Source organism: Pseudalkalibacillus decolorationis, from assembly GCF_024609785.1.
Classification (GTDB): domain Bacteria; phylum Bacillota; class Bacilli; order Bacillales; family Fictibacillaceae; genus Pseudalkalibacillus; species Pseudalkalibacillus decolorationis.
Window position 1 is genome coordinate 114,811 of sequence record NZ_JANHJQ010000004.1, and the last position, 24,782, is coordinate 139,592.

At 39.7% G+C, this 24,782-nt stretch carries 19 protein-coding genes and 3 pseudogenes; 10 read left to right on the plus strand and 12 right to left on the minus strand.

The features are described 5' to 3' along the window. Positions 1-403 precede the first annotated feature (403 nt). Entirely contained in the window at positions 404-1,471 is a 1,068-nt protein-coding gene (desB, locus tag NON16_RS05390; RefSeq protein ID WP_257347576.1) for a Delta(10) desaturase DesB, read from the minus strand. 204 nt (positions 1,472-1,675) lie between these two features. Beyond that, a pseudogene (locus NON16_RS05395) lies at positions 1,676-4,379 on the minus strand (efflux RND transporter permease subunit). A gap of 252 nt (positions 4,380-4,631) precedes the next feature. Here NON16_RS05395 and NON16_RS25565 point away from each other — a divergent pair. Beyond that, positions 4,632-4,727, plus strand: a pseudogene (locus NON16_RS25565) (DMT family transporter); the annotation flags it as partial. Positions 4,728-5,108: 381 nt separating this feature from the next. Further along, a complete protein-coding gene (locus NON16_RS25570) occupies positions 5,109-5,240 on the plus strand; it encodes a GNAT family N-acetyltransferase (protein ID WP_372508751.1) in 132 nt (43 codons plus the stop codon). A 486-nt stretch (positions 5,241-5,726) separates the two neighbouring features. On the opposite strand, the gene NON16_RS05400 is transcribed toward NON16_RS25570, so the two are convergent. Next, positions 5,727-6,326 carry a hypothetical protein gene (locus tag NON16_RS05400; RefSeq protein WP_257347675.1) on the minus strand — a complete coding sequence of 200 codons (600 nt, stop codon included), beginning with the start codon at positions 6,324-6,326 and terminating at the stop codon, positions 5,727-5,729. A gap of 547 nt (positions 6,327-6,873) precedes the next feature. Here NON16_RS05400 and NON16_RS05405 point away from each other — a divergent pair. Continuing rightward, positions 6,874-8,403, plus strand: a complete 1,530-nt coding sequence (locus NON16_RS05405; RefSeq protein WP_257347577.1) for an FAD-dependent oxidoreductase — start codon at positions 6,874-6,876, stop codon at positions 8,401-8,403. A gap of 278 nt (positions 8,404-8,681) precedes the next feature. Beyond that, positions 8,682-10,235 (plus strand): glycine betaine uptake BCCT transporter, encoded by a 1,554-nt coding sequence (locus NON16_RS05410; protein WP_257347578.1) that lies wholly within the window; start codon positions 8,682-8,684, stop codon positions 10,233-10,235. 93 nt (positions 10,236-10,328) lie between these two features. On the opposite strand, the gene abc-f is transcribed toward NON16_RS05410, so the two are convergent. From abc-f to NON16_RS05445, 7 genes and pseudogenes are all read right to left on the minus strand, one after another. Further along, positions 10,329-12,149, minus strand: a complete 1,821-nt coding sequence (gene abc-f / locus NON16_RS05415; RefSeq protein WP_257347579.1) for a ribosomal protection-like ABC-F family protein — start codon at positions 12,147-12,149, stop codon at positions 10,329-10,331. Positions 12,150-12,670: 521 nt separating this feature from the next. Beyond that, positions 12,671-13,852: an aminotransferase gene (locus tag NON16_RS05420; RefSeq protein ID WP_257347580.1), complete on the minus strand. Its 1,182-nt coding sequence runs from the start codon at positions 13,850-13,852 to the stop codon at positions 12,671-12,673. Further along, positions 13,849-14,343 carry an Lrp/AsnC family transcriptional regulator gene (locus tag NON16_RS05425; protein WP_257347581.1) on the minus strand — a complete coding sequence of 165 codons (495 nt, stop codon included), beginning with the start codon at positions 14,341-14,343 and terminating at the stop codon, positions 13,849-13,851. Before NON16_RS05425 ends, NON16_RS05420 begins: the two co-directional genes overlap by 4 nt. A gap of 96 nt (positions 14,344-14,439) precedes the next feature. Then, positions 14,440-14,712, minus strand: coding sequence for a hypothetical protein (locus NON16_RS05430; protein ID WP_257347582.1), 273 nt, complete (start codon positions 14,710-14,712; stop codon positions 14,440-14,442). 184 nt (positions 14,713-14,896) lie between these two features. Next, a pseudogene (locus NON16_RS05435) lies at positions 14,897-16,396 on the minus strand (sodium:solute symporter family protein). Then, complete coding sequence (locus tag NON16_RS05440; protein ID WP_257347583.1) at positions 16,396-16,596, minus strand: DUF3311 domain-containing protein; 201 nt, start codon at positions 16,594-16,596, stop codon at positions 16,396-16,398. The pseudogene NON16_RS05435 and the gene NON16_RS05440 overlap by 1 nt, the downstream one beginning before the upstream one ends. A gap of 140 nt (positions 16,597-16,736) precedes the next feature. Then, positions 16,737-18,113, minus strand: a complete 1,377-nt coding sequence (locus NON16_RS05445; RefSeq protein WP_257347584.1) for a copper resistance CopC/CopD family protein — start codon at positions 18,111-18,113, stop codon at positions 16,737-16,739. 193 nt (positions 18,114-18,306) lie between these two features. Between NON16_RS05445 and NON16_RS05450 the strand changes: the two genes are divergently transcribed. Further along, entirely contained in the window at positions 18,307-19,533 is a 1,227-nt protein-coding gene (locus tag NON16_RS05450; RefSeq protein ID WP_257347585.1) for a DUF418 domain-containing protein, read from the plus strand. A 171-nt stretch (positions 19,534-19,704) separates the two neighbouring features. Further along, complete coding sequence (locus tag NON16_RS05455; RefSeq protein ID WP_257347586.1) at positions 19,705-20,067, plus strand: cupin domain-containing protein; 363 nt, start codon at positions 19,705-19,707, stop codon at positions 20,065-20,067. 52 nt (positions 20,068-20,119) lie between these two features. Here NON16_RS05455 and NON16_RS05460 read toward each other — a convergent pair whose 3' ends face one another. Then, complete coding sequence (locus NON16_RS05460) at positions 20,120-21,319, minus strand: class I SAM-dependent rRNA methyltransferase (RefSeq protein WP_257347587.1); 1,200 nt, start codon at positions 21,317-21,319, stop codon at positions 20,120-20,122. 370 nt (positions 21,320-21,689) lie between these two features. On the opposite strand from NON16_RS05460, the gene NON16_RS05465 reads away from it, so the two are divergent. Together NON16_RS05465 and NON16_RS05470 are read left to right on the plus strand one after the other, a co-directional pair. Continuing rightward, positions 21,690-22,226 carry a DinB family protein gene (locus tag NON16_RS05465; RefSeq protein ID WP_257347588.1) on the plus strand — a complete coding sequence of 179 codons (537 nt, stop codon included), beginning with the start codon at positions 21,690-21,692 and terminating at the stop codon, positions 22,224-22,226. Between the two features lie 104 nt (positions 22,227-22,330). Continuing rightward, complete coding sequence (locus NON16_RS05470; protein ID WP_257347589.1) at positions 22,331-23,227, plus strand: RCC1 domain-containing protein; 897 nt, start codon at positions 22,331-22,333, stop codon at positions 23,225-23,227. A 311-nt stretch (positions 23,228-23,538) separates the two neighbouring features. Here the strand turns inward: NON16_RS05470 and NON16_RS05475 are convergent, their stop codons facing one another. Further along, positions 23,539-23,682: a helix-turn-helix domain-containing protein gene (locus NON16_RS05475; RefSeq protein ID WP_257347590.1), complete on the minus strand. Its 144-nt coding sequence runs from the start codon at positions 23,680-23,682 to the stop codon at positions 23,539-23,541. 171 nt (positions 23,683-23,853) lie between these two features. On the opposite strand from NON16_RS05475, the gene NON16_RS05480 reads away from it, so the two are divergent. Continuing rightward, complete coding sequence (locus NON16_RS05480) at positions 23,854-23,997, plus strand: hypothetical protein (protein ID WP_257347591.1); 144 nt, start codon at positions 23,854-23,856, stop codon at positions 23,995-23,997. 176 nt (positions 23,998-24,173) lie between these two features. Continuing rightward, positions 24,174-24,584 carry a nuclear transport factor 2 family protein gene (locus tag NON16_RS05485; protein WP_257347592.1) on the plus strand — a complete coding sequence of 137 codons (411 nt, stop codon included), beginning with the start codon at positions 24,174-24,176 and terminating at the stop codon, positions 24,582-24,584. Positions 24,585-24,782: the final 198 nt, after the last annotated feature.

Below are 24,782 nucleotides of genomic sequence, written 5' to 3' on the forward strand. Positions count from 1 at the left end.
GCTTATTAAATCCCCCAAAAAAGCATCTCAACTCAATCGTTATTCGACTTTCCCATTAAATGGATTGTAACGGATCAACTTTACATCCGTTAAGTTGCCGTTCCTTCGATTTATTCCTCTTAATAGTCCATTACTTAATCTAATACCCACTATACATCTCAAAAAGATAACACCTAAATCCAGTTCAACTTATAAATTTGAACTATAAGAAAAGCAAAAACGTTCTGGGTAGCTCCGAGGTCCCTGGAAGACAAACAGGAGGATGTGGTCGCCGCCGAATAGGACTAAAGTGATCCAAGGGGGTTGGAGTTAGCCATTACATCTTTGCAACAACTTAACTTTCCCTCTATGCAAAAAAAAGCTGACCCATGCTACAATCAGCATGAGCCAGCTTCTAATCTTTCTATTGTTGTTTCTGGTCACCCTTCAATACTCTCGCCTTGATATTATTCGGGTCTAGTCCATTCCCAAGTGAACCGAACACATTACCGTGATATGGATCACCTAGCTCTGTATTCTCGTAATAGACACGAGGTGTTTTGAATAGAGCTATGAGTGCTCGTCCAAATCCCATCTCATGATAACGATCCGGCCACATTTGTTTAATGTGCTTTTTCACCATTGGATAATATTTTGGGTTCATTCCCGGAAACAAATGGTGTTCAGTATGGTAAGAAAAGTTGAAATGTAAGACATCAACCCATTTTGGAGTAACGACCGACAAACTGTTCGCAAGCGGGTCATTCACGGGAACAATCGGGTTTAATCGATGGTTTGTCGAAATATAGCACATCACGATAAAATTCGCAATCAACAATGGCAGTAAAAATGCAAAGAACCACTTTTCAAAGCCGATCCACGCAAGTAATCCAAGCCAAGTCGCCCATGGTAATATTGCTTCAAGCCAGACTGCTGGACGCTTTTTCGGATTAAAGTCCTTAATATATTGCCAGAACATGTGGATAGAGTGCAGCGTAAACGTTACTGCTAAGAACGCAAATTCCGCTATAGAGCGTATAAAAAACGGAATCCGGTAGATCCATTTCAAAAATCGACTTTTCTTAAATTTTTCCAAAGTCGGCCATGCATCTGGGTCATTTTCCTCATCCTGTGTATGAATGTGATGGTTCATGTTATGCCACTTCCTCCACAGCTTCGGACCAGTCGTTAATGGCCAAAACGCGATAGCTCCAAGTAGATCGCGCAACCATGGCTTCCTTACAACAGTTCCGTGCAATATTTCATGTCCTAAGAAACCCATCCCAGCAAAACTTGAACCGAGGACAATACTAATGACAAGGTTTAACCAAATATTTAAGTCAAAGAAAATAACGGTGAAAAAACTAGCGATGATGATGAGCAAATATGCTAACCCGCCTAGAAGTCGAGCAGGTACCGGTTTAAACGCCTTCTTTGGCATATGTGGAGCAATTCGCGCAGCGTACCAACCAAATGAATGAAGATCTTTCATGTTGAGAATCATCCCCTCTGTTGTCCTGTTAATCCGTATGGTTATGCGGTGCAACAAATGATTCCTTGCCCACCTTGCAACCAAATAGAGTAATAACCATCTAATAAAAGTATTTGTAATTTTATAAGAGTTTATAATAAAAACCGCTGACAAATTATATGACTCAACGCTATCAGCATCCTAGGTGCTTGTCAATTAAAAGTATTAATCCGCTTTCTTTTTACGACGAAATTTACTTAACAATTCATATACAAGTGGAACAATGATTAATGTTAATAATGTAGAGCTTGTTAAACCACCAATTACGGTTACGCCGAGACCTTTCGAGATAAATCCACTTCCCTCAAGCCCGAAAGCTAATGGCAATAACGCCCCAATGGTCGCAAGTGCTGTCATCAGGATCGGGCGTAAACGAGTAGCTGCCGCTTCTAATAGCGCATCTCTTGTAGTTAAACCTTCCTCTTCCTTATGGATAACCCTATCGATTAATACAATTGCGTTCGTGACAACAATCCCAATCAGCATTAACGCTCCGATCATCGCAGAAATACTTAACGTTTCACCAGCCACAAGTAGACCAAGGAGTCCACCAATTACACTAAACGGTAAGGAGAACAAGACCGCAAATGGTGCAAGTGCCCCGCCAAAAGTCACAACGAGAACAAGGTAGACGATTGCAATCGCCGCAAGCATCGCTAAGCCCAACTGGGTAAATGATTCCTGAATGTCTTCTGTTACTCCACCCATGTTCACTTCTACACCTGCAGGTAAATCAATCTCTTCGATTTTCTTTTTCAGACTAGCGGATGCTTCTGCTACATTGTCAGAAGTAGGTACACCACTCACTTCTACATAGATGCGCCCATCACGCCGGGTTACAGTATTGGATGTGTCACCTTCCTCCAAATCAACTAGATCCTTGATCGCAACTTCTGATCCAAGTGGCGTTTGGATGGTCTGTTCAATCAAGTCATCAATGTTGTTATACGTATCTTCATCAATACCTACATATACATTGACTTTTTCCCCATCCTTTTTAATCGTTGTTAAGGCTGGCTGCTGTCGATGGGGGCTTAGTGCCATTCCGATTTGACTAGCGGTTAATCCGAGCTCACTAAGCTTGTCATGGTTAACGACCAATGTATATTCTTCATATGTTTCTGAGATACTTGAGTCTACCTTTTTGAATGTGTCGCCTTCTTCCATCTTACTCTTTAATTCAGACACGACAGGCTTTAACTCTTCAAGGCTTTTCCCGTATGCGAATAACTTTATTTCATTACCCGTCCCACTAGATGAGAAATCCTGAGTGGACCACTCACCTTTTGATGACAATTCTTTAATGTCCGTAATCACTTGTTCTTTTTCTTTGCTAAAGTTTTCAGTTTCATCATCATACTCGACAAAGAATAATGCTTGATTGGAACTGCCAGGACTCATTGGGTTCTCTCCCCCAACCGATAGCTGAACAGTTTGAACCCCTTCACGACCAAGAAAGTAATCCTCCGCTTTTTCAGCTTGTTTCTCTACATCTTCTTGTGTTTGTCCAGGAGCTGGATTGTACGTCACAATGATCATCTTTTCTTCCTGTGGAGGTAAGAAGCTGACCCCAACGATAGGAATAAGTGCTAAACTACCTCCAAACATCGCAATTGCTAAGATCGAAGTAATGATTTTATGATTGAGCGTCCAACCAAGAATGCGTTTATAACCTGAGGCAAGCTTTCCAGGTCGTTCTTCATCATGCTGGTGTTTAAGTTTCGTTCCTTTATTGAACATTCCGTGTGCCATCATTGGAACAATCGTAACCGCAACGAGTAGGGACGCCAGCAAGGCAAAGACAATCGTCAATGCAAACGGTAAGAACAATTCCCCAACCATTCCTTCAACAAGCCCTAGCGGTAAAAATACAGCAATCGTAACAATCGTCGATGACAGGATTGGCTTGAACATTTCCTTCGTCGCTTCCCTGATCAACGCCATACCTTTAAGCTTTTCACCTGTGAGTGACATCCGTCGATAAATATTTTCAACAACGACAATGGAATCATCAACGACTCGTCCGATTGCAACAGTCATTGCACCTAACGTCATTATGTTCAGTGTTATCTCCATCTGATTCAATAATAGGACTGCAATTAATAAAGATAACGGTATTGAGATTACTGATATTAATGTCGTTCGTATGTTTCGTAAAAACAAGAGAATGATAATTACAGCAAAGAGTGCCCCAAATAAGGCTTTGCTTAACATCGTATTGACCGAGTCCTCAATTGGCCTTCCTTGGTCAAAGGTTGAAATAACTTCTAGTCCTTTTTCATCCGATTCAAACTCTTTAACTTGTTCTTTAACGGCATTGACGACATCAACCGTATTTGCGTCCGCTCCTTTTACAATTTTAAGTCCGATCGCTTCCTTACCGTTTGTGCGGGAAATTGATTCCGCTTTCCCGACCAATTCAATGTTTGCAATCTCTTTAAGCTGGACTGTTGGGATACTAGGGCTTTGTTGTGCTTGCACTTGATTTGCACCGTCACCTGTAGGAGGAGTTGTGCCTTTACCGCCTTGTGAAGGTGTACTTGGCTGGGCTCCACCTCCAGCGGATGGAATAGCAGGAATTTCGAGAGACTGAAGATCCTCAAGTGTCGTGATAGGAAGTAGAGTTAATAACACTTACCCCATTTAAATTCTGAACCTGTTGCTCAATCGGTTTGGTTACATTTTCCGTAACCTCCTCAGGCGTTGCTCCAGGATAAATTGTTGATACAGTTACAATTGGTGTCGTAATACTTGGTATCGTTTCAAGCTTCATATTCATACCAGAATAGATACCAGCAATGGTAATAATTATCGTTAGTAACCATACTGCAAATTTATTCTTTAATGAAAAGTTAATGATTCCGTTCATACAAGCTTACCCCCTATTAATTAAGCTAGTTTTACTTCTTACTTTTTGTATCATTGACCAATTAGTCAGTCCTTCTAAAATATAAATGCACAGCTAAATACGGTCAACAGACAAGGGTCAGTTTTTTCCAAAAACAAGTAAAATCATCAAAAAATTCACACTTCTGCCATACTCGGATTCCTTGTATATAATAAACTTAACAAGGACAATTAAAAGAGAAATGTTCTTAACCGTATTTGGGGTACGAAACTTCCCTCTTCCTTTACATACTTATCTTCTTTAATTTACTTAATATTGATTGCTTCATTTTTAGCTTGGTTGTTTTATTTGAAACTTGTACAAGAGGTACCGCCAACATTTTAACGAATAAATACATTAAGACAATATTTGGAACATAAAGTCCGAATTTCCCAACGCTGAGCGAGATTCGTGTTCACTTACAATAAAGTTGTTTAATATTAATACTCCAAACATACATAACACCGTTCGCAAAAGGAACGGTGTTCAAAAAACAGTTGTTTAATGTTCTTTAATTTATTTCATTTTTCTCAAACATTATTAACTTACACTATGAGCTCTACGATAGGGAGTTTAATTACGATTTATCTTTCCGAGATTTTATTGCAGATAGTGTAAAAGGTTTTATAAAAAGGTCTAATAATAAGAAAAACATTTGGATTTTAGAAATAGAAGGAAAACAAAGTGGGTCTATAAGTTTTAAGAAAGTTAATGAGGGTACTGCTTAGTTTGAGGCTATTTCTTGTTGAACCCAATGTAAGGGGTGCTGGTTATGGACAGCAGTTGGTGCAAACAGCTATTGATTTTTGTAAGGAATTAGGTTTCAAGAATCTCGATGGTTAGGTGGTATTTCTTTAATAATAGCCCCTATCCTGTTAGTTATATCTGCTTTGCTTCGAATACAATTTAATTTCTTTTTCACTGACCAGTTAGCAGCTTATATCACACATCCAAATCTGATGCTCACATCATATAGCCTTTTTTTAATCGGAATTATTTTATTATTTCCAGCTGTTCTAACGCTTGTTCAGTTAATTAGCGTACAGAAGCCACGTTTAGGGTTGTGGGGAGGCTTATTGGTAATCGTAGGTTTGTTCGCTAGAGCGTTCCACTCTGGAGTAGATCATTTCGCTTTTCAAATAGTAAGAAGTGCAAATGTTGAGATTGCCACAAATCTTGTTGGTGACTTTTATGGTATGTTTCATGTTGTTCATATATTAAATTTCTCTACCCTTTTTACAATAAAAATCACTATTCTCCCATTCCTTCTAAATGGATGAGAGAATAGTAATTTTGAAAGTCCTTCACCCGGTCATTGACAAACTCCCATTAATAATTGATATCGATCGCCGAAGCCACGTTGTTCCAATCCGAAGCCATATTGGCAGTTTTACCATACCAATCGGAGTGTCTGAATAAGACTCCTCTGCCATACCCTTGATAGGAAGTATGCTGCCAAAGCGTCGTCGAATAGCTTGCAGAAGGTGACGCCGTACTTAAAGAGGAAATTCTGTCATTCCAGCTGGAAGGCAAGTTTTTAAACCCGTCTCTCCAATAGATGTACTGCCCGCCTTTATTTTTATACTCATAGAAATCCGTACAGCAAGTGCCGGAGCCCATGATCTTGAATTTGTTGTTATTTTGAAGTCTCTGTTTATCTTTTTCGATAAATGCCTGCAAATCTTCCATGCTCGTAAATCCATACGCCAACCAATCACCATTTTTATTCTGTTTAGGCAGGACCATGGTTACTTTAATGTTATTGTTTGATAGGGTATTCACTTTGGACTTGGCATCCACATCTTTTCCATCCACATTTAAATAATAGAACGATTCGATCGTATAAACTTTTTCTGATTCAGCTTTAGTATTCACAACAGTATCACTTGAAGCTGACGCGGTAGAAGCAACAAGAACAAATACTAGCATTGTTACAAAACCAGATAACAATTTTTTCAAACCATTCACTCTCCCTCTTATTTTGATACAATGCAATTTTTACAGTAATACCCAAACATATCAATTAGGCAAATGACCTATCTTTTTGTCCCTAACAAATTCTTCTTAATAATTAAAAATAATGTCGTTTAAACACAAATAATGTTGTTTTTCGATATAGTTAGTTAAAAACGTCCATTAGGTTGTTCAACCAAAGTTCCATATTCTTGAAAATCAAGTGGTTATATATTCAATAAGAGAAAATTTAATATGGGAAAATTCGTAATAAAATCGTAGTACCTAAGTACCTAACAAATCTTTACTACAAAATTGGACGGAAGATCTGCTTTGTACAGGAAATTGGCAGAGAAATATAAAAGAGGCCAGTCACGCAGAAGTTGGAAATATTTTCACATGTGGTCCTCAAATCCGCGAATCGTTTCCGTACCCCTATTTCTCTTTTTCTTTTCCATTTCATACATGAATATCACTCTTTTGGTAAAATTATCTATAGATAGGTGAAATGAGGAGGATTATTATGAATGATCAACATAGAATGCCACAATATCCAGAGCCTTATTGGAGAGACGGAGTTAACTTACCATCCTTTGATTCTTTAAATGGAGATCAAAATGTAGATGTTGCGATTATCGGAGCCGGTATCTCTGGGATTACAACTGCGTATCTGCTTTCTAAAGAGGGGTTAAAGGTAGCTATCGTAGATGCAGGAAAGATATTCAACGGCACAACCGGACATACAACTGCAAAAATCACTGCTCAACATGACCTTATCTATGATGAACTGATTCAACATGTCGGTGTTGAAAAAGCGAAACAATACTACTACTCCAACACAGAAGCAATCCAGTTCATTCAACAAACCGTAAATGAAAAGGGCATTGATTGTGATTTTAGCACAGAGGATGCTTTCCTTTACGGAACAACCCAGGCTTCTAAAACAAAACTCGAAAAAGAATGGAACGCCTATCAGAAGCTTGGCATTAAAGGAGAAACAAAAAGCTCGATCCCATTCCAAGCCGGAGCTGTATCTGCGCTTGTCATGAAAGACCAGGCTCAATTCCATCCAATTAAATACTTACTACCAATGATTGAAGAAATTACAGCTGCAGGCGGTTTGATCTTCGAAAATACAACAGCAATTGATGTCCAGACCGGTGCTAAACCCATTGTAATAACAAGAGATGGGTTTCGAGTGACATGCAATTTCGTTGTCTCCTGTTCCCACTTTCCTTTTTATGATAGGCTAAGCTTTTATTTTACAAGAATGCATGCAGAAAGATCCTACGTAATTGGGGTTGAAACGGACCAGCAATACCCTGGAGGAATGTACTTAAGTGTCGATAATCCTACGCGCTCACTCCGATCAACACCGTATAGAGGTGGGAAATTGATTTTGATTGGGGGAGAAAGTCACAAAACCGGACAAGGAATCAACACAATGAGGCATTACGAAGCATTACAGGAATGGGGAGGTAACGTACTCGGGATTAAATCGTTCCCTTATAGATGGTCGACTCAAGACTTAGTCACACTTGATAAAATCCCATATATCGGAGAAATCAGCTCGAAGGAGGAAAATATATTTGTAGCTACTGGTTATAAAAAATGGGGAATGACGTCAAGCACCGTTGCTGCACGTCTCATTTCTGATCAGATCATGAGAAGACAAAATGCGTACAAAGATCTTTACACCCCATCTAGATTTATTGCAGATCCGAGTGTAAAAAACTTCTTAATCCAAAACGCTGATGTTGCCAGTCACTTAATCTCTGGAAAAATTGAAATGGCCCCTAAGAAGGTTGAAGAGTTGGAAACAGATGAGGGGTCCGTAGTGAAGGTCAGTGGTAAACGCGCTGGTGCTTACAAAGATTTGAGCGGAAAGCTTCATATTGTTGATACAACTTGCAGCCATCTTGGCTGTGAATGTGAATGGAACTCCGGTGATCGTACGTGGGACTGTCCTTGTCATGGCTCAAGATATACATTTGATGGAGATGTGATTGAAGGACCAGCGGAACGCCCGTTAAAGAAGCTGAATCTCGATTAAACCTTTTTTTTAGAGTAAAGAAAGTATAAAAGTTTGCGGCATGGATGTAATGTCTAGCTTCAGCGCCCAGGTGTTCGAGGTCGCTTCGATTCTTCCACAAACACAAAAAGCGTGTTGTGCTACAGAATCTCCAGCGCTTGTCACACCTGAACAGGGCGCTTCCGCTTTTCTTAGACTGGTTCAAGCAGTGCTTTGGCAACGGTTATTCATCCTACAAGCTAAGAAGGTCTAGAATAGATTAACGTCTCAGCTAAAACAAATCATTTGGGGGATATTCAATGAAAAAAGTATCTAGCGTATTTTGGATTTCCATCGTAATATCGATTGGTTTTGTTATATGGGGCGCCCTAGCACCTCAAAACCTTATTGAGGTCATGAGCAATACTCAAGCCTTCTTTATGAAAAGATTTGGTTGGTTCTATCAGATCTCGGCTACTTTTTTTCTGATCTTTGCGCTTTTTCTTATCTTTAGTCGATACGGAAAAATAAAATTGGGTAAGGATGAAGATAAGCCTGAATTTAGCCGTCCAACATGGTTTGCAATGTTATTTAGTGCAGGCATGGGAATTGGTCTTCTCTTTTTTGGTGTTTCAGAACCAATCTCTCACTTTTCAAACCCTCCTTATGGGGAAGGAGGAACAATTCAATCCGCAAAGCTTGCTCTGCAGTATACATACCTGCACTGGGGTTTTCACGCTTGGGCTATTTATGCGATCGTTGCATTAGCACTCGCTTACTATAAGTTTAGAAAAGGGTACCCTGGTCTTATGAGTGCAACTCTTTATCCGATTCTTGGGGAACGAGCAAAGGGGTTAATTGGAAAGATCATTGATGTTATCGCTGTTATTGCAACCATATTTGGCGTTTCCGCTTCATTAGGATTAGGAGCGGCACAAATTAACGGCGGTCTCAGCTTTCTAACCGGTATTCCAAACAACTTTTCAATTCAGCTCCTCATCATAGTCTTAGTGACGGTACTGTTTCTTGCCTCTGCGGCTACTGGTATTAAACGAGGTATCAAATGGCTGAGCAACGCGAATCTTGGTCTTGCTGTTGTTCTCTTTATATTGTTTATTATCATTGCTCCAACCGTATTTGTTCTCGATCTCTTCACTACTACTTTTGGTGGATATGTCCAAAATCTTGCGTATATGGGTATGCGCCTTGCACCATTTAATGAACAAAATGCAACGTGGCTTCAAAATTGGACGATATTCTACTGGGCTTGGTGGATCGCTTGGGCGCCATTTGTTGGAACCTTCATTGCACGGGTTTCCAAAGGAAGGACCGTCAGAGAATTCATTACTGCTGTATTAATCATTCCAACTCTTGTGTGTGCAATATGGTTCGCTGTGTTTGGTGGAACTGGAATCTTCATGGAGTACAACTTAGGCCTAGATGTTTCAGGACAAAATCTTGAAACGGCATTATTTTATGTGTATCAGCATCTCCCTCTCACCATTGTGATGATTGTGATCACCTTGATGTTGATCTTAACCTTTTTCGTCACATCTGCGGATTCCGCTACATTCGTTTTAGGAATGCAAACAACCTATGGTAGCTTAGACCCGCCGAATATTGTAAAAGTTATCCTTGGTTTGATTTTATCAGCATCTGCTGCTGTCCTTATGGCATCTGGCGGGTTACAAGGGTTCCAGTCCGTCATCATCATTAGTGCCTTTCCGCTCGGAATTGTCCTTCTTTTCATGTCATATGCACTGTTAAAGGCATTCAAAACAGAAGTAAGGAAAAAGAAAGAACCTGAATCGTATCGTATCGCTAAACCGAAAGGCAAAGTTCGTCCAACTCTTTTTAGAAGAAGGGTACGTTAATATCTAGAAAGTATGTTTATACGTTCTTAACGTGGAACAAAAATCGAGCAATGATTGTACTCGACTCTTGTTCCCCACCTATTCTATCACGTTCTACGTTTGTTCAAGTTCACTTATTCGAGCCTTTAAGTCTTTTATCCGCTCCTGGTATCGAGCTTGTATGTCTACATCATCAGAAATTTCTTCTGTTAATAAGTTCGCAAGTTGCAGCTGAAGCCGTTCTTGTTCATTCTGAATCTGTTGCTCATCATTTGGGATTTGTCTATGACTTTTCCATTCTGAGTACGATCCACGGTAATCGATAAATTCACCTTCACTGAGTGCAACCACACGATTTGCTACTTTTCCGAGCATATAAGGGTCATGAGATACCGTCACAACTGCACCTGGATACAAAGACAAAGCATCTTCAATACGCTCTCTCGTTTCAATATCAAGATAGTTGGTCGGCTCATCAAGTACAAGTAAATTTGCCTCTGAAAAGTAAAGCTTCACAAATGCGACGCGACATCGCTCACCCATGCTTAAATCACTAATCCTTTTATAAACAGCATCACCACGAAAAAGGAAACAGGCAAGGATCGTTCTCGCCTCAGACTGGGTCATGCTTGGTAGCTCTAACACTTGATCCAGTACTGTCAAGGTTGGGTCAAGGCCTTCTAATTCCTGCATAAAATACCCTACCCGAAGCCTCGGATGCTGGAGAACCTTACCTTCATCCGGCATCAGTTGGCCTGTAATCAAGTTTAAAAGCGTTGTTTTCCCAGAACCATTGCGCCCAACAACTGCAATACGATCTCCACGCTCAATTGAAAAAGAGATGGATTCAAACAGTTGTCGTTCTTTTGAAAAAGAAAAACAAACATCCGAAAACGTTACCATCATTCGACTTGAAAACCCGTGACCCTCTAATTCTACATTAAGCTTTGGACTCTCCTTTGGCTTATCAACACGATTATTTTCAAGACGTTCTAGAGCCATTTCTTTCGCCTTAAAGCGAGTCATGTTTTTATTCGCCTTTTTCTTAGCAAAAGGGTCCCGCGCACCTGCTGCATCATGGGCCTTTTTGAACCACTGCCTGTAGCTCGATATCGATTCTAATAGCTTCTTTTTTTCAGATTCCTGCTTCTGATACAGGGCGAGTTGTGTCTTTTGATCATGTTCCTTTTGCAATTGATAAGACGAGTAACCTCCATCGTATTTTGTCGTTCCGTTTTCAGTTAACTCGTAGGTTGTTCCCGCTACTTGATCAATGAATGCCCGGTCGTGAGATATAAACAAAACCGCACCCTTAAATTGATTAATCCATTCAGCTAACCATTCCATCGATTCAACATCAAGGTGATTCGTCGGTTCATCTAACACAAGTATTTTCGGATTATTAAGCATCGCCCGAGCCAATTTAGCTCTAGTCTTTTGACCACCACTTAAGTTTTCGAACGAAATTGTCCACAGTTCTGCTGAAATTCCCAGTTGTCCAAGATGCTTTTCAACAACCGCCTCCCACTCAAAACCGTTGCTATCCATATAACGTTGCAAACAATTATTATAAACAGCCATAGCCTTTTCATCATCTGGACTTTCACTTAGCATCCGTTCAGCGTTCTTAAGTTGTTCTTTAAGCCTAGAAAGTATTGGGTTCTCGAGTTCGACAAATTCTCGAGTTGTCAGCTGTTCATGTATGGTAGCGTCCTGTTTCATCCATCCCCATTCTTGAGGTTTAAGTTGGTTTTTAATTTTACCCTTCGTGATGTGCTGGTTTCCAATCAAGCAATTGATCAAGGTTGTTTTTCCGATTCCATTTTTACCAATTAAGGCAATATGGTCTCCTTCACGGACTTCGATTGAAGCATTTTCGAACAGAACATTCCCATTCACTTCAACGGCTATATTCTCAGCTTTTAAAAATAACATAGAATCCCTCCACCGATTACAATACATGTTCAAAACTAGCCGAAACTTGGTTACCTTTTGAACATCCGTTTAACTCTGCGTTCAAAAAGGAGGACAAACAGAGCCGAGAAGTTCAAGGCGCGGTAGCCACGAGGACCGGAGCGTAGATAAATTACTACGTGAGGACCAAAGTGGCAACGCAACGAAGAAATTCGAAAGCAATGTTTCCCGGACTTTTTGAACATCCGTTTAAATGTAAAAAAAACACAGGCCGCTGCCTGTGTTAACGATGAAAGGATAAACCACACGTGAAAGCATTCACCATAAGGAACAGGCAAATAAACTTATACGAGCAGAAAAATTTTTGTTGATCTAATTTAGGCACACTTATCCCATCACTCTGACTACAGGCAGAGCCACTTTTTCGTATTAATTTAGCGAAATAAGTGTTAGGACTTCATGATTTCTAAATTAGATACCTCCTTAGGTTGTTCTAAACCCATTATATGTGATTTCGTTAAAAATTGGAAGGGTCGTTAATCTCAGAGATTATTAATGAATTTTTCGATACGATTCATTGCTTCTTGTAACTTTTCCATCGAAGCGGCATAGGAACAACGAATATGTCCTTCTCCACTTTCTCCAAATACATTCCCAGGAACAACGGCAACTTGCTCGGAAACAAGTAGTTGTTCGGCAAATTGTTCAGACGTTAAGCCCGTTTCTTTAATAGAAGGAAATACATAAAATGCACCTCCAGGCAGGTCACAAGAAAGTCCGATTTCGTTAAAAGACTTCACCATATAGTTCCGCCTTTGTCTGTAGCTCTGTTTCATTTGATTAATACTTTCTCTCCCGTTCCTTAAAGCCTCTAACGCACCGTGTTGGGCCATTGTAGGCGCACACATCATTGTGTATTGGTGAATCTTTAACATACTGCGAATGATTTCTTTAGGTCCTACCGCAAAGCCTAAGCGCCAACCTGTCATTGCAAAGGCTTTAGAAAAACCAGAAATTAATATGGTTCGTTCACGCATTTTCTCAATTGAGGAAAAGCTTGTCGGATTATAGTCATAAGTCAATTCCGCGTAAATTTCATCAGATAGTACAACCAAATCATGTTTATCTATGAGTTGTGCAATTTGTTCTAATTCTACCTTTGTAAGGGCCGTTCCAGTAGGATTATTAGGATTGCATAAAATAATTGCTTTTGTTTTTGATGTTATACTTTTTTCCAGTTCATCAGGCTGTAATTTGAACTCATTTTCACTACGCGTATTGATCGATACAGGAACTCCACCTGCAAGGGAAACAGAGGGCCCGTAAGAAACAAAGCTGGGTTCGACGATAATCACTTCATCACCAGGATTAACAATAGCGCGTAAAGCTAGGTCAATCGCCTGACTTGCTCCAACAGTAATTAAAATCTCTTCCTCCGCGTCATAATCGACATCAAAGAACTTCTCTAAATAGTTTTTAATTTCGACTCGTAATTCTATTAATCCAGCATTAGCCGTATATGCCGTATAACCACGTTCTAATGAGTGATAGCTTGCTTCAATCACATTCCAAGGTGTAACAAAGTCTGGTTCACCTACTCCAAGTGAAATGACATGTTCCATTTTTGAAGCTAAATCAAAAAAACGTCGTATACCTGAAGGTTTTAATTGTTTAACAGTGTCTGATAAGTATGTTTCATAAGATTGTGTTCCTCCTAGTTTCATGGGGTCACCACAATTCTTCTATCGTCTTCCCCTTCATCAAACACAACCCCATCGTGCTTATATTTCTTTAAAATAAAGTGGGTAGTCGTTGAAACGACCGAGTCTAGCGTTGATAATTTCTCTGATATAAAGCGCCCGATTTCAGCCATTGTTTTTCCCTCAATAGACACGGATAAATCATATGCACCCGACATTAAATAAACAGCTTTCACCTCAGGGAATCTGTAAATTCGTTCTGCCACTTTATCAAAGCCAACCCCTCTTATTGGCGTTACTTTTACATCTATCATTGCAGTTACACCGTCATTTCCAGACACCTTACTCCAATCAATAAGCGTAGAATGCCCTAATATGACTTTGTTTTCTTCCAGTCTTTTTACAATACTACTTGTTTCATCAATCGTTAAATCAACCATTTTTGCAATCATTTCAGTAGTTGTTTTTGCATCTTTTTCTAGTATTTGTAATACTTCTATTTCTTTTTTATCCATTTGTAATATCACTAGCCTTATTTAAGTTTTTTACTATTATAGTTTATACCCTCAAGTTTTTCAAAGGGGTTATTTTATTCCATCGTTATCGACTGATTAACTGATTAACGTTACGAAGGCATTTAAGCCTTTTCCAGTAAACCGAAAAGCAATGGTTTCTCCATGAGTTAGTTCAAACTCAACTGTTTCGCTTTCTACCCAATCGATTTTACTACTAATCGTATGCACACCTGGATTTACATCAAATACCATCTCTTTTGCTCTCGGAATTTCTCCAACTTGTTCACCATCAATGATTATTTGATATTTACGAAGCAAAGCATAAAACTCATTTCCACGAACTACTTTAACATAAGCTTGTTCAGACATACAGTTTACCTCACCTATCGATTATTTAGTTTCTTTAAAATCATTATATACTTTCTTTCTTGCGAAAAAAGGAAGATGCGAATTTTCACATCTTCCACTTTAGTTTAAATTTATTTTACTGCTAACTTATCTTCCTCTTTAGTGCTTTACGTGGGAAGATCTAATTAGGAAACTATGAAAACCTTTAGGCCCCTTTCCTAATATCACCTGTATTGACCCCGTTTTTTGAGAATAAATAGTCCATTACTGGATTAGAAGCGTCTTTCGTTTTCTTCGCAAACAAAGGATTTATGATGGCAATCGTTAATAGGTTTGTTGTCAATCCCCAAAAGCCTTCGTAAATGCCAAAGGAGTTACCAGTGGAGTAAACAGCAAACGTTGTGAACAAGCCTACAATAAGGCCGATAATGGTTGCTTCACGAGTTTGGTTTTTCCAGAACAGGCTTATGACAACCGCCGGGAATATTTGAACCATCCCTGAAACGCCAAGCAGCTGTAAGGATACTAGTGCAGTTGGGAACAAGAGTCCAAAAATCAGTGCAAGTCCGATGACAACAAATACCATTCCTCGTGTAATAAGTGTTAATTTTGTGCCATTAACGTTAGGATTGATTAAATCCCGATAAATATTGTTGGCAAATAGATTAGATGCGCCAATCGCCATGATTGAACAAGGAATCAAAGAAGCTAAGGCAATCGTCGAATAAGCCAATCCTTGAGCAACCCCGCCATAAGATGTTTGAATCAGATTCAGTAAGGCAAAGCGCGGGTTTGTGTCGCCAGGTAAAACAAGAAAGGCGATAAAACCTAGAAAAACAACAAGAACTAAGACAATATTATATAAGGGCAAAAACATGGCGTTCTATCGAAGTGAATCAGCGCTCTTTGCTGTAAAAACGCCTGTTGCAGCGTGTGCCCACATGAATAACGCCAAAGCAGAGACAATTGATGACGTAATAAACCACATGATCCCTTTTGGTCCAGAGGTTGGGATCGTTAATAACTGAGGTGCTTCATTTACGACTTTGTCCATCATTCCTCCCCATCCGCCAAAATGGATCATTGGTAGAGAAGCAATCATGAACAACATAATCGCCCAAACAAGAACGTCTTTAATTATCGCTGTATATGTTGGGCCTTTGATCCCACTGAAGAATGTAAACAGAGCGACAAGCAGGAATGAAGTAATAACGACGACCTGAACATTAATATATCCCGTTCCGGCGACTCGAAGCGTATCCATAATTCCGCTTAACTGTAAATCAATATATGGAATGAGCATAAATACTCCGACAATCGCAATTAGTGATGAAAGAAGCTTACTGTCAAAACGCTGTCTCACATAATCTGCAAGTGTAGTTAACTTAAATTCATTTGCAACTTTCCAAAGCTTTGGAAGGAAAAAATAAGCGATAAAATACGCCAATATAGAATAAGGAATCGCGAAGAAAGCAATACTGCCAGCTTGATAGGCCGTACTTGTCAGCCCTAGAAAAGTATAAGCGGTATACAAATCGGCACCAATTAAAAACCAAACTAGGAGTCCTCCAAATCGTCTCCCACCAACGGACCATTCTTCTACGGAGCTACGTACGGCTTTATCTCGACCGGATAGAAATCCAATTAGAACGACGCTTAAAACAATAAAAACCGTAATCATTAATGCTGTGAAATTTCCTTGCATCAGTCAAGACCTCCCTGTGATTTCTGAAGATGATAAATTCCCCATGTGCAGAAGGGAGTCAGTACAATCCATAAAATCAGCCAAAAATGAAGAAACGGTAACCCAAACACCCTTGGTTCAATGGTATTGACAAAGGGCAATAAGGCTAATTGAAAAAATGGTAAAACAATCAGTATGAAAATTATGAATTTTTTAGGCAAAGCTCGACTTCCTCCTTTGTTGTATAAGCGATGATGTGAATGTTCACAATAATAACAATTTTCGACGAAATAAACAAGAAGCTTTTATTTTACTGGTAACTTATCTTCCTTTTTCATTTCTGAACCTTCTAATTGTCTATCTACTGGACAGGGCTAAAGGATGTTAACATTCCGACTAGAAATATAATCGCGAACATCAATGCAAAATCCCATTCAATCTTTTTACTGAATGCCCCATCATTTTTCTTTTTTATTGCTTTACGAAGAGAATATCCCGTTAGGACAACTATGAAAACGAGGGCGATTTTTAAAAGTAAAACCATTCCCCAGGCTGTAGTAAACAAATCATTAAGATCAGATAAATAACGAAGCGCCAACAGACTTCCGGTGATGGAAAGAATAATAATACTAAAAAAAGCATAGTTCGAGAACCGATTAGTAAATGGAGTTAAGAATGTACCTTTTTCTTTTTTAATGATGAAAAGTAGAATCAATCCCGATACCCAAACAGCTGCTGCAGCTAAGTGAATAACGTCAAATGTAATACTATACCACAAAGGACGGAATGCAGCTGCATGGCCACTAAATGCTTCTGTGATTAAAACGAGAAAGATCCATGTACCATCAATCCATTTTCTCTTCCGTAAAATAACAAAACTGAGAATGCTTAGAATTAATGAGGACAACCAAGCGTTACCAACCGTTGTATTCAATATAAGATCGGTCAGGTTTGAAAGGCTAATATCGCTAAGCAGGGGTAACAATCGAGTAAAACCATATCCAGCAGCCATAAATAGGAAAATCATTTTTAACCTTTTTAACCAGCTCGTATACCGCCGTTTAATAGCAGAAAGGTCTGATACATTCCCCCAGAATAACCATCCTGTTAAGATTAGAAGTACAAGGTAATAAACCATTTGCATGGCCCAATAAAGCATACCGCCATGCTGGTGCTCAGAGCTTGCCGAAACAGGCGATGGGTTCAAGTTAGAACCTTTAGCTGTCTCAGATTGTTCTGAACCACCATTTTCATTCGTATCCGATTGATCTCGACCTGAATCTTTAGCCGTATCCTCTTGGTTCGCTGAGCCACTAGTTTCTCCGGATTGACCTGATTCAGATTTGCCATTTCCATCTGCATGGCCGTTTCCTTTTATCGTGAATCCATATCTATCGCTAATCGGGTGTCCATCCGCGGAAATGACATAATACTCAACAAAATAGGTTCCGCCTTCTAAATCTGGGATTTCCAACAATAACACTTTACTGTCTTCACTTAGTGTTGCTTTATTCGTTCCGATTTTCTTTCCGCTAGAGTTGTATATTTTAATGTAATACTGACTATTTTCAAGATTGCTGCTAAATTCCAACACAATCTCATTCGGAGCTTCTGTCAATTCACTATTCGGGGAAGGTGTGGCGCTCGAAAGTGAAGTGTGAGCAAACGTATTACTAGGAGCAATTACGAGAAAAACTCCTATGAACAACAAGAAATAAACCCTTATACGATTAATCATCAAACCTCCCCTTTTCCTTTAACACGTCTTGTGAATTAATAAGAAAACGTTTTAAAATCTAAAATGGATCACAAGTACCATAAATCATCTGATGTCATTCATTTTTACTATGCCTATTTAACTATAACATCAAGAACACGACAGAATGGAATATAAGGTATAATGGTAGGAATAGACAAAGAGGGGGATTAGCATGAAGCTTGCTCCAATAACAACGAACGAGCGAATAGAGTCACTAGATATTATCAGAGGCTTTGCTTTGCTCGGAATTTTCCTCGTAAACATGCCCGCCTTTTTTGCACCGGCTTTAAAATACGACTTATACGGATTAACACCAGAGTACGATGGAATCGATCAATGGGTTCGTCTTATTTTTGACCTGTTTGTACAAGCCAAATTTTATCCAATGTTTTCTTTCCTATTTGGACTCGGTTTTTATATCTTTTTAACGCGTGCCGAGCAAAACACGGAAAGACCGAAGCTATTATTTGGACTTCGCTTGTTGATCTTATTGCTATTTGGGCTATTGCACTTAGTCCTATTTTGGTATGGGGATATTTTACATACGTACGCAATATCCGGATTCTTTCTATTATTCTTTTATAAAAGAAAAGCGAAAACAGTCCTCATCTGGGCTTTGGCACTAATTTCTTTATTCTATGTGTTTATGGCATCCCCATTACTCCTACCCGAATCATTGCTTGAGCGGTCAAATGAGTGGAATCAGTCTGTAGGTTCTGAAAAGGTTGAGGAAGCCGTTCAAATATATAAGCACAAGACATATATGGAATTAATCTCGTACAGGTATACAAATGAGGTTGTTCCTATTCTAGAAAACATCCCTTACTCAATCCCACATATCCTCGGATTATTTCTACTGGGACTTTATATAGGGAAAAAAGGGATACTTGCAAACCCAAGCCAACACAAACGTTTCATTCGATTAACTTGGATGATCAGTGGATTAATAGCCATTCCATTTTCAATATGGCTTGCTGCAATTCAACTGGATACGCTCAATTACGGAGCATACCACGATATTGTAAGCCTATTTGTCCTTACCGTAGGTGGTCCCTTTTTGACATCGTTTTATGTATTCTCATTTGTGCTTTTGCTACAAAACGGACGTTGGCGAAAAGTGCTTGACCCAATCGGAACAACCGGAAGAATGGCTTTGACGAATTATTTAGCGCAAACCGTAATAACCCTGGTGATAATACTCGGATTTGAACTGTATAATGAGCTAAGCATAACGACTGGATTACTTTTGACGCTAGTCATTTATGGGCTGCAAGTTGTATTTAGTGTTTTTTGGTTAAAGCATTTCCGGTTCGGGCCCCTTGAATGGGTATGGCGTTCGCTGACATATGGCCGATTGCAATCAATGAGAATTAACCAGCCAACAAAAAGTACTAATTAATTCTACTAAAAATCAAAACTTGTGTAAATTTCTCGGGAAATATGTCGTTTCATTTTATTAATAATTTCCAACCTGTTTTCTTACTTAGTTGTTTAAAATGTAAAAAGGTCAAGGAGTCTCCTCCCTCATCATAGAATATATACAGGTATGCTTTTAAAAGGGGGACTATAATTGAAGATTTATAGATTTGATCAAGAGGTAGGTAAACACATTACGCAATTCGATTCTAGCTTTATTATGTCTCGGGTTGTAGCAGCTGATGAGCCCGCGCATATAGGGTGTATGCACATCAAAGCTGAAGGCATTGTAGGTTACCATAAAGCAGTTTCAGATCAATTGTTCCTTGTTGTGGCGGGTGAAGGATGGGTTCGAGGAGAAGAAGATGAGAAAACTAAGATCAAAACCGGAGAAGTAGCTTTCTGGGAAGATGGAGAATGGCATGAGTCAGGAACAGATACAGGAATGACAGCGATTGTTATAGAATCGACCAACCTAGACCCCTCTATTTTCATGCCCGATAAGGATGATCAGTAGTTACTTAAGGAGTATTGAGTTGACTCAGCTTTGTGGCTGAGTCAACTCTAAACTAGCCTTTGATCTTTTTAATAATCGCAACCTTTAGGTAGTCTCCTTCTGGAAACGCCTTGATTGTTTTAAAGTCTTTTGGAAGTGAGTACTCGTCCATCAATTTATACGATCCGTTCATCTCTTTAAACGCCTGCTCGATAAATTGCTTGAACTTGCTCATGTCGAAGCCAGCGTAGTTCGTTGAAGCAACAATCGTACCCTGGTCTTCAGTTATCGAAATGGCTTCTTTTATAAGATCCTTGTAATCCTTTGCGACACTGAAACGATGCTTTTTCGAACGGGCAAAGCTTGGTGGATCAAGGATGACCATATCAAACTTCAAGTTGTTTCGTTTTGCATATTTGAAATAGTTGAACACGTCCATAACACGAATATCATGGGCTTCATAATCGATTTCATTTATGCTGAACTGTTCAATCGTCTTACTTAAGCTTCTCTTTGCGAGGTCAATGCTAGTCGTTTTCGAAGCCCCACCAAGTGCAGCAAAGACTGAAAACGCTCCTGTGTAAGAAAATGTATTAAGGACCGTCTTTCCTTCCGAGTACTGGTCGTGAATCGCTTCTCTAACGTCCCTTTGATCGAGAAAGACTCCAACCATTGCCCCATCATTCAAATATACCGCAAAATTGACTCCATTTTCTTTTACTAAGATTGGAAATTCACCGCGTTCACCTGTTACGAAGTCATCCTCGTCAATGTATTGACCCTTTTGATCAAAACGCTTCTTCTGATAGATTGCCTTGTACTCCACGAATTGTTTCAACGATTCCAAGACATAATCTTTAAATTTATAAATGCCTTCACTGTACCAATTAATCAAATAATAACCATCAAAATAATCGATCGTGAAACCGCCAATGCCATCCCCTTCACCGTTAAAAACACGAAACGCAGTTGTGTTTGGATCATTGAAAAAGGCTTTGCGAAAGTCAAGAGCAGCTTGAATTTTACGATCAAAAAGTCCTTGATCGATTGCTTCATCTTCTTTTCTCGTTAAAATCCAACCGCTGCCTTTGTTCTGTTCCCCATAATATCCTTTACCTAAAAAGCGACCTGTATCATCGACAACCTTTATAAGCGTTCCTTCTTCTTGTAGATCATTGGGATTAAGAATCGCATCCTTAAAAAGCAGTGGGTAGCCACCTGCAAATTTATTACTGAATTTCGATTTGACGGTTATCGTCGTTTCTATACTCATCACGGACATCCTAACTGTCTGAATTTAAATGCTAACTCTATCCTACCACTATCTTTCTCTCCGTTTTTAATAATTATTTAAGAATTTGTTTGGGGGTGATTCGTGGAAATAAAGTTGTTTACTTTAAAATAAAGTTCTATACTGAAACCAATTCACAGTCTTCCGCTATCAGGGATTGTTGAATAACATCTTCACTGACTGGGTTTGTAAGGGGAGTTGTTTTATTATTAAACCAATCAAAAAAAAAATAAAAATAAAGGAGTGATGGAAGTGCGTTATCTTGTTTTGAGAACCAACCGGCCCCTGTGATAATGTTTTAGCTATACCCAATATCTGAATATTAATAACTTGAGGTGAGGGGAGAAAGCAAATGAACCTAGAACTGATGGATATTTTTCGCATGGAATATGACTTTAGTTGGGATACTGAGACCTGGTTTTTACCTTTAGAATCTGCTCTTGAGGATTTAAATTCCACAGATGCAAGCTGGCAACCCCCTGGAGGAGGGAATACAATTTGGCAAACTGTGAACCATCTAAATTATTACAACGCCCTACTTGTTAGACAAATCAATGGCACAACGCCTAGAAAAAAGGCATTTAATAACAAGGCTACATTTGGAGATATCGGGGAACCAGATTCTGAAAAATGGAAGGCAGTCTTGGCAGAGAATACATTTGGAGATATCGGGGACCCAGCAGATTCTAAAAAATGGAAGGCAGCCTTGGCAGAAACACGCCTAATTTGTGAAAATTTGCGTAAATCACTAGCACAAGTTAATGACAGTCAGCTGGAAGAGGAACATGTTGGGGGTCTGGCTCGTCAAATTTTGCACAACGTATACCATATAGGGCAAATTGTATTAATTCGCAAACAACAAGGCTCTTGGCCAAAGGAGCGAGAATAATTTGTATATTCCGCTATAGGGCGCGCTAATCGAATAAAGATCGCGCTCTTTTTTTATGTCTAGGGCCAGATTGTTGAATAATTTATGTTAAAAGGAGGTAATACATGGATTACATTTCACCGAAAGAAGCGACGTTAAAGATGAAACGGTGGCCTAAAGATACCATAGCGGCGGGTCGTCGTCATACCGTTGGGCTTAAATCTGACGGTACGGTGACGGCTGTGGGTGATAATAATTATGGCCAATGTGATGTAAGCGGCTGGCGCGATATGGTGGCGGTCGCGGCAGGTAATGTTCATATGGCGACGAACACGGGTAATGCTCATACAATCGGGCTTAAATCTGACAGTACTGTGGCGGCTGTGGGTTGGAATAAGCATGACGAATGCGATGTAAACGACTGGCGCGATATTGTAGCGGTTGCGGCGGGTTGGCGTCGTACTATTGGGCTTAAATCGGATGGCACGGTGGTAGCAGTAGGCCGAAATAATGAAGGTCAATGCAATGTTAGCGGCTGGCGTGATATGGTGGCGGTTGCGGCGGGTGACTGGCATACCGTCGGCCTTAAATCGGACGGCACGGTGACGATTGGGGGTAATAATGTGTATGGCCAATGCAATGTAAGCGGCTGGCGCGACATAGTGGCGGCAGCCGCGGGTTACCTTCATACCGTCGGGCTTAAATCGGACGGTACGGTGACGGCTGTGGGTTTGAATAAGCATGAGCAATGCGATGTAAGCGACTGGCGCGGTATCGTGGCGATAGCGGCGGGTAGTAATCATACCATCGGCCTTAAATCGGACGGCACGGTGGCGGCTGTGGGTTTGAATAAACATGACCAATGCAATGTAAGCGGCTGGCGTGATATGGTGGCGGTTGCGGCGGGTTGTGCTCATACTCTCGGCCTTAAATCGGACGGCACGGTGGTTGCTGTGGGTGATAATGAATATGGCCAATGCAATGTAAGCGGCTGGCGCGGCATCCAACTGCCCGGCAATTAGTTTTCGGCTATCCGTAAAAGTGTGTTGATTGATCTTCCGTTATAGGGCGCGTTCATCTAAAAACGCGTCATTCTTTATTGGACCAATGTGGAATTAAAACCTATTCACGTTATGTAACTCATATATAAAGATTCTGTGTTCCTTCATAATGAAACAATTCTCACCCTAACATAAGTTCAGCATCTCCCGGTAGGACCCCAATGGTGAGAGATCAGCCTTTTATTTGTTTCAGTTCCGAAATGCTTTCCTGAGCTTGCTTCAAATGTGAAAAAATATGCTTGCTCTGTTCATATAACAGATTTCCGTTTCTGTTATGGTATCCGTTTGCCGATACGATTAAAGAGAGGGACACCCAATTCACTTTCTAGTAACTTGATTTGCTGGATCAGATTAGGTTGAGAAACCATAATTTTCTCTGCTGCTCTTGAAAAATGAAGTTCCTCGCAGATAACCATGAAGTATTCCAACTGCCTTAATTCTATGTAAACTCCCCTTCCAACTATTTTCATAACTATAACTTATCATAATGATAAGAAACACTGCATTGATAAACTCTTGGGGGCTAGATATACTTGCGTTGTAATCAGTTATTTGAATTTTTTTAAAAATGAATGGAGGTTTTTATTATGTCAAATGCATTGTTAAGTACGGCTAAGTCTGTTCGCCAAATGGTTATTCAACAGGTTCAATCGATTCCTGAGGAGCTGTTTGACGTTCAACCCGAACCATTTAATAATACGATGCGATGTAGACAATATGACATACTTTAAAGCTCATGATGATACACGCCTCTTCTAGGACCCTTCGAGGCGGTCTCTCAATAATAGGGCACCAAATATAATGTCCGGTTAGAACATCAGCAAACGGAGGAGAAGTCACAGCCGCTGAATTGTCTTTATGATTTTGAATAATGAATTTGTCATATGGGAGAGGAGACAGTCAAACGATGGGGAATAAAATGGACAAAACAAATGTAGACGAAACGTTATGCAGTCGAGCATTTCAGGCTTTCCGTACAGCAATTGAGGAAGGAGATACTGCACATTTTCTAACGCTAGTGGATGAGGAATTTCACTTTTCCGTTCCATTGCCAATCGATGGTTGGAAAGAAAAACAAATAGGTGCACAGCGTTTTAATGAACTGATTCGCTTTGAACGGGAAGTTTTGCAAGTAAAGCTTACTCCTTTGATTGAACTTCATGATACTCATTTTGGGATTGTAGTATTTCAAGCTGAAGGGACTTTGAGCAACCAACCATTTCGCAATGAACTTGCTATAGTTTTTGAATTCAAGCACAATCAAATCAGATCATTTAAAGAATTTGTAGGTATGCCACTTAAAAAATATGAGGAATAAGTGAAGCCATTTATGAATGGACACAAGTGGTAATCAAGGACTTATCGTCTAAGGCTGTCACTTAGGTATATGGCAAGTCGATACGTGTAATCCATTTAACTATCTAGAAATAAAGAAAACTTGGCTAGCGCCAAGCCTTAGCGCAGGTGATCGCCGTAGTTGCACTTATACTATAGAAAGTATTTTTATACTTTCTTA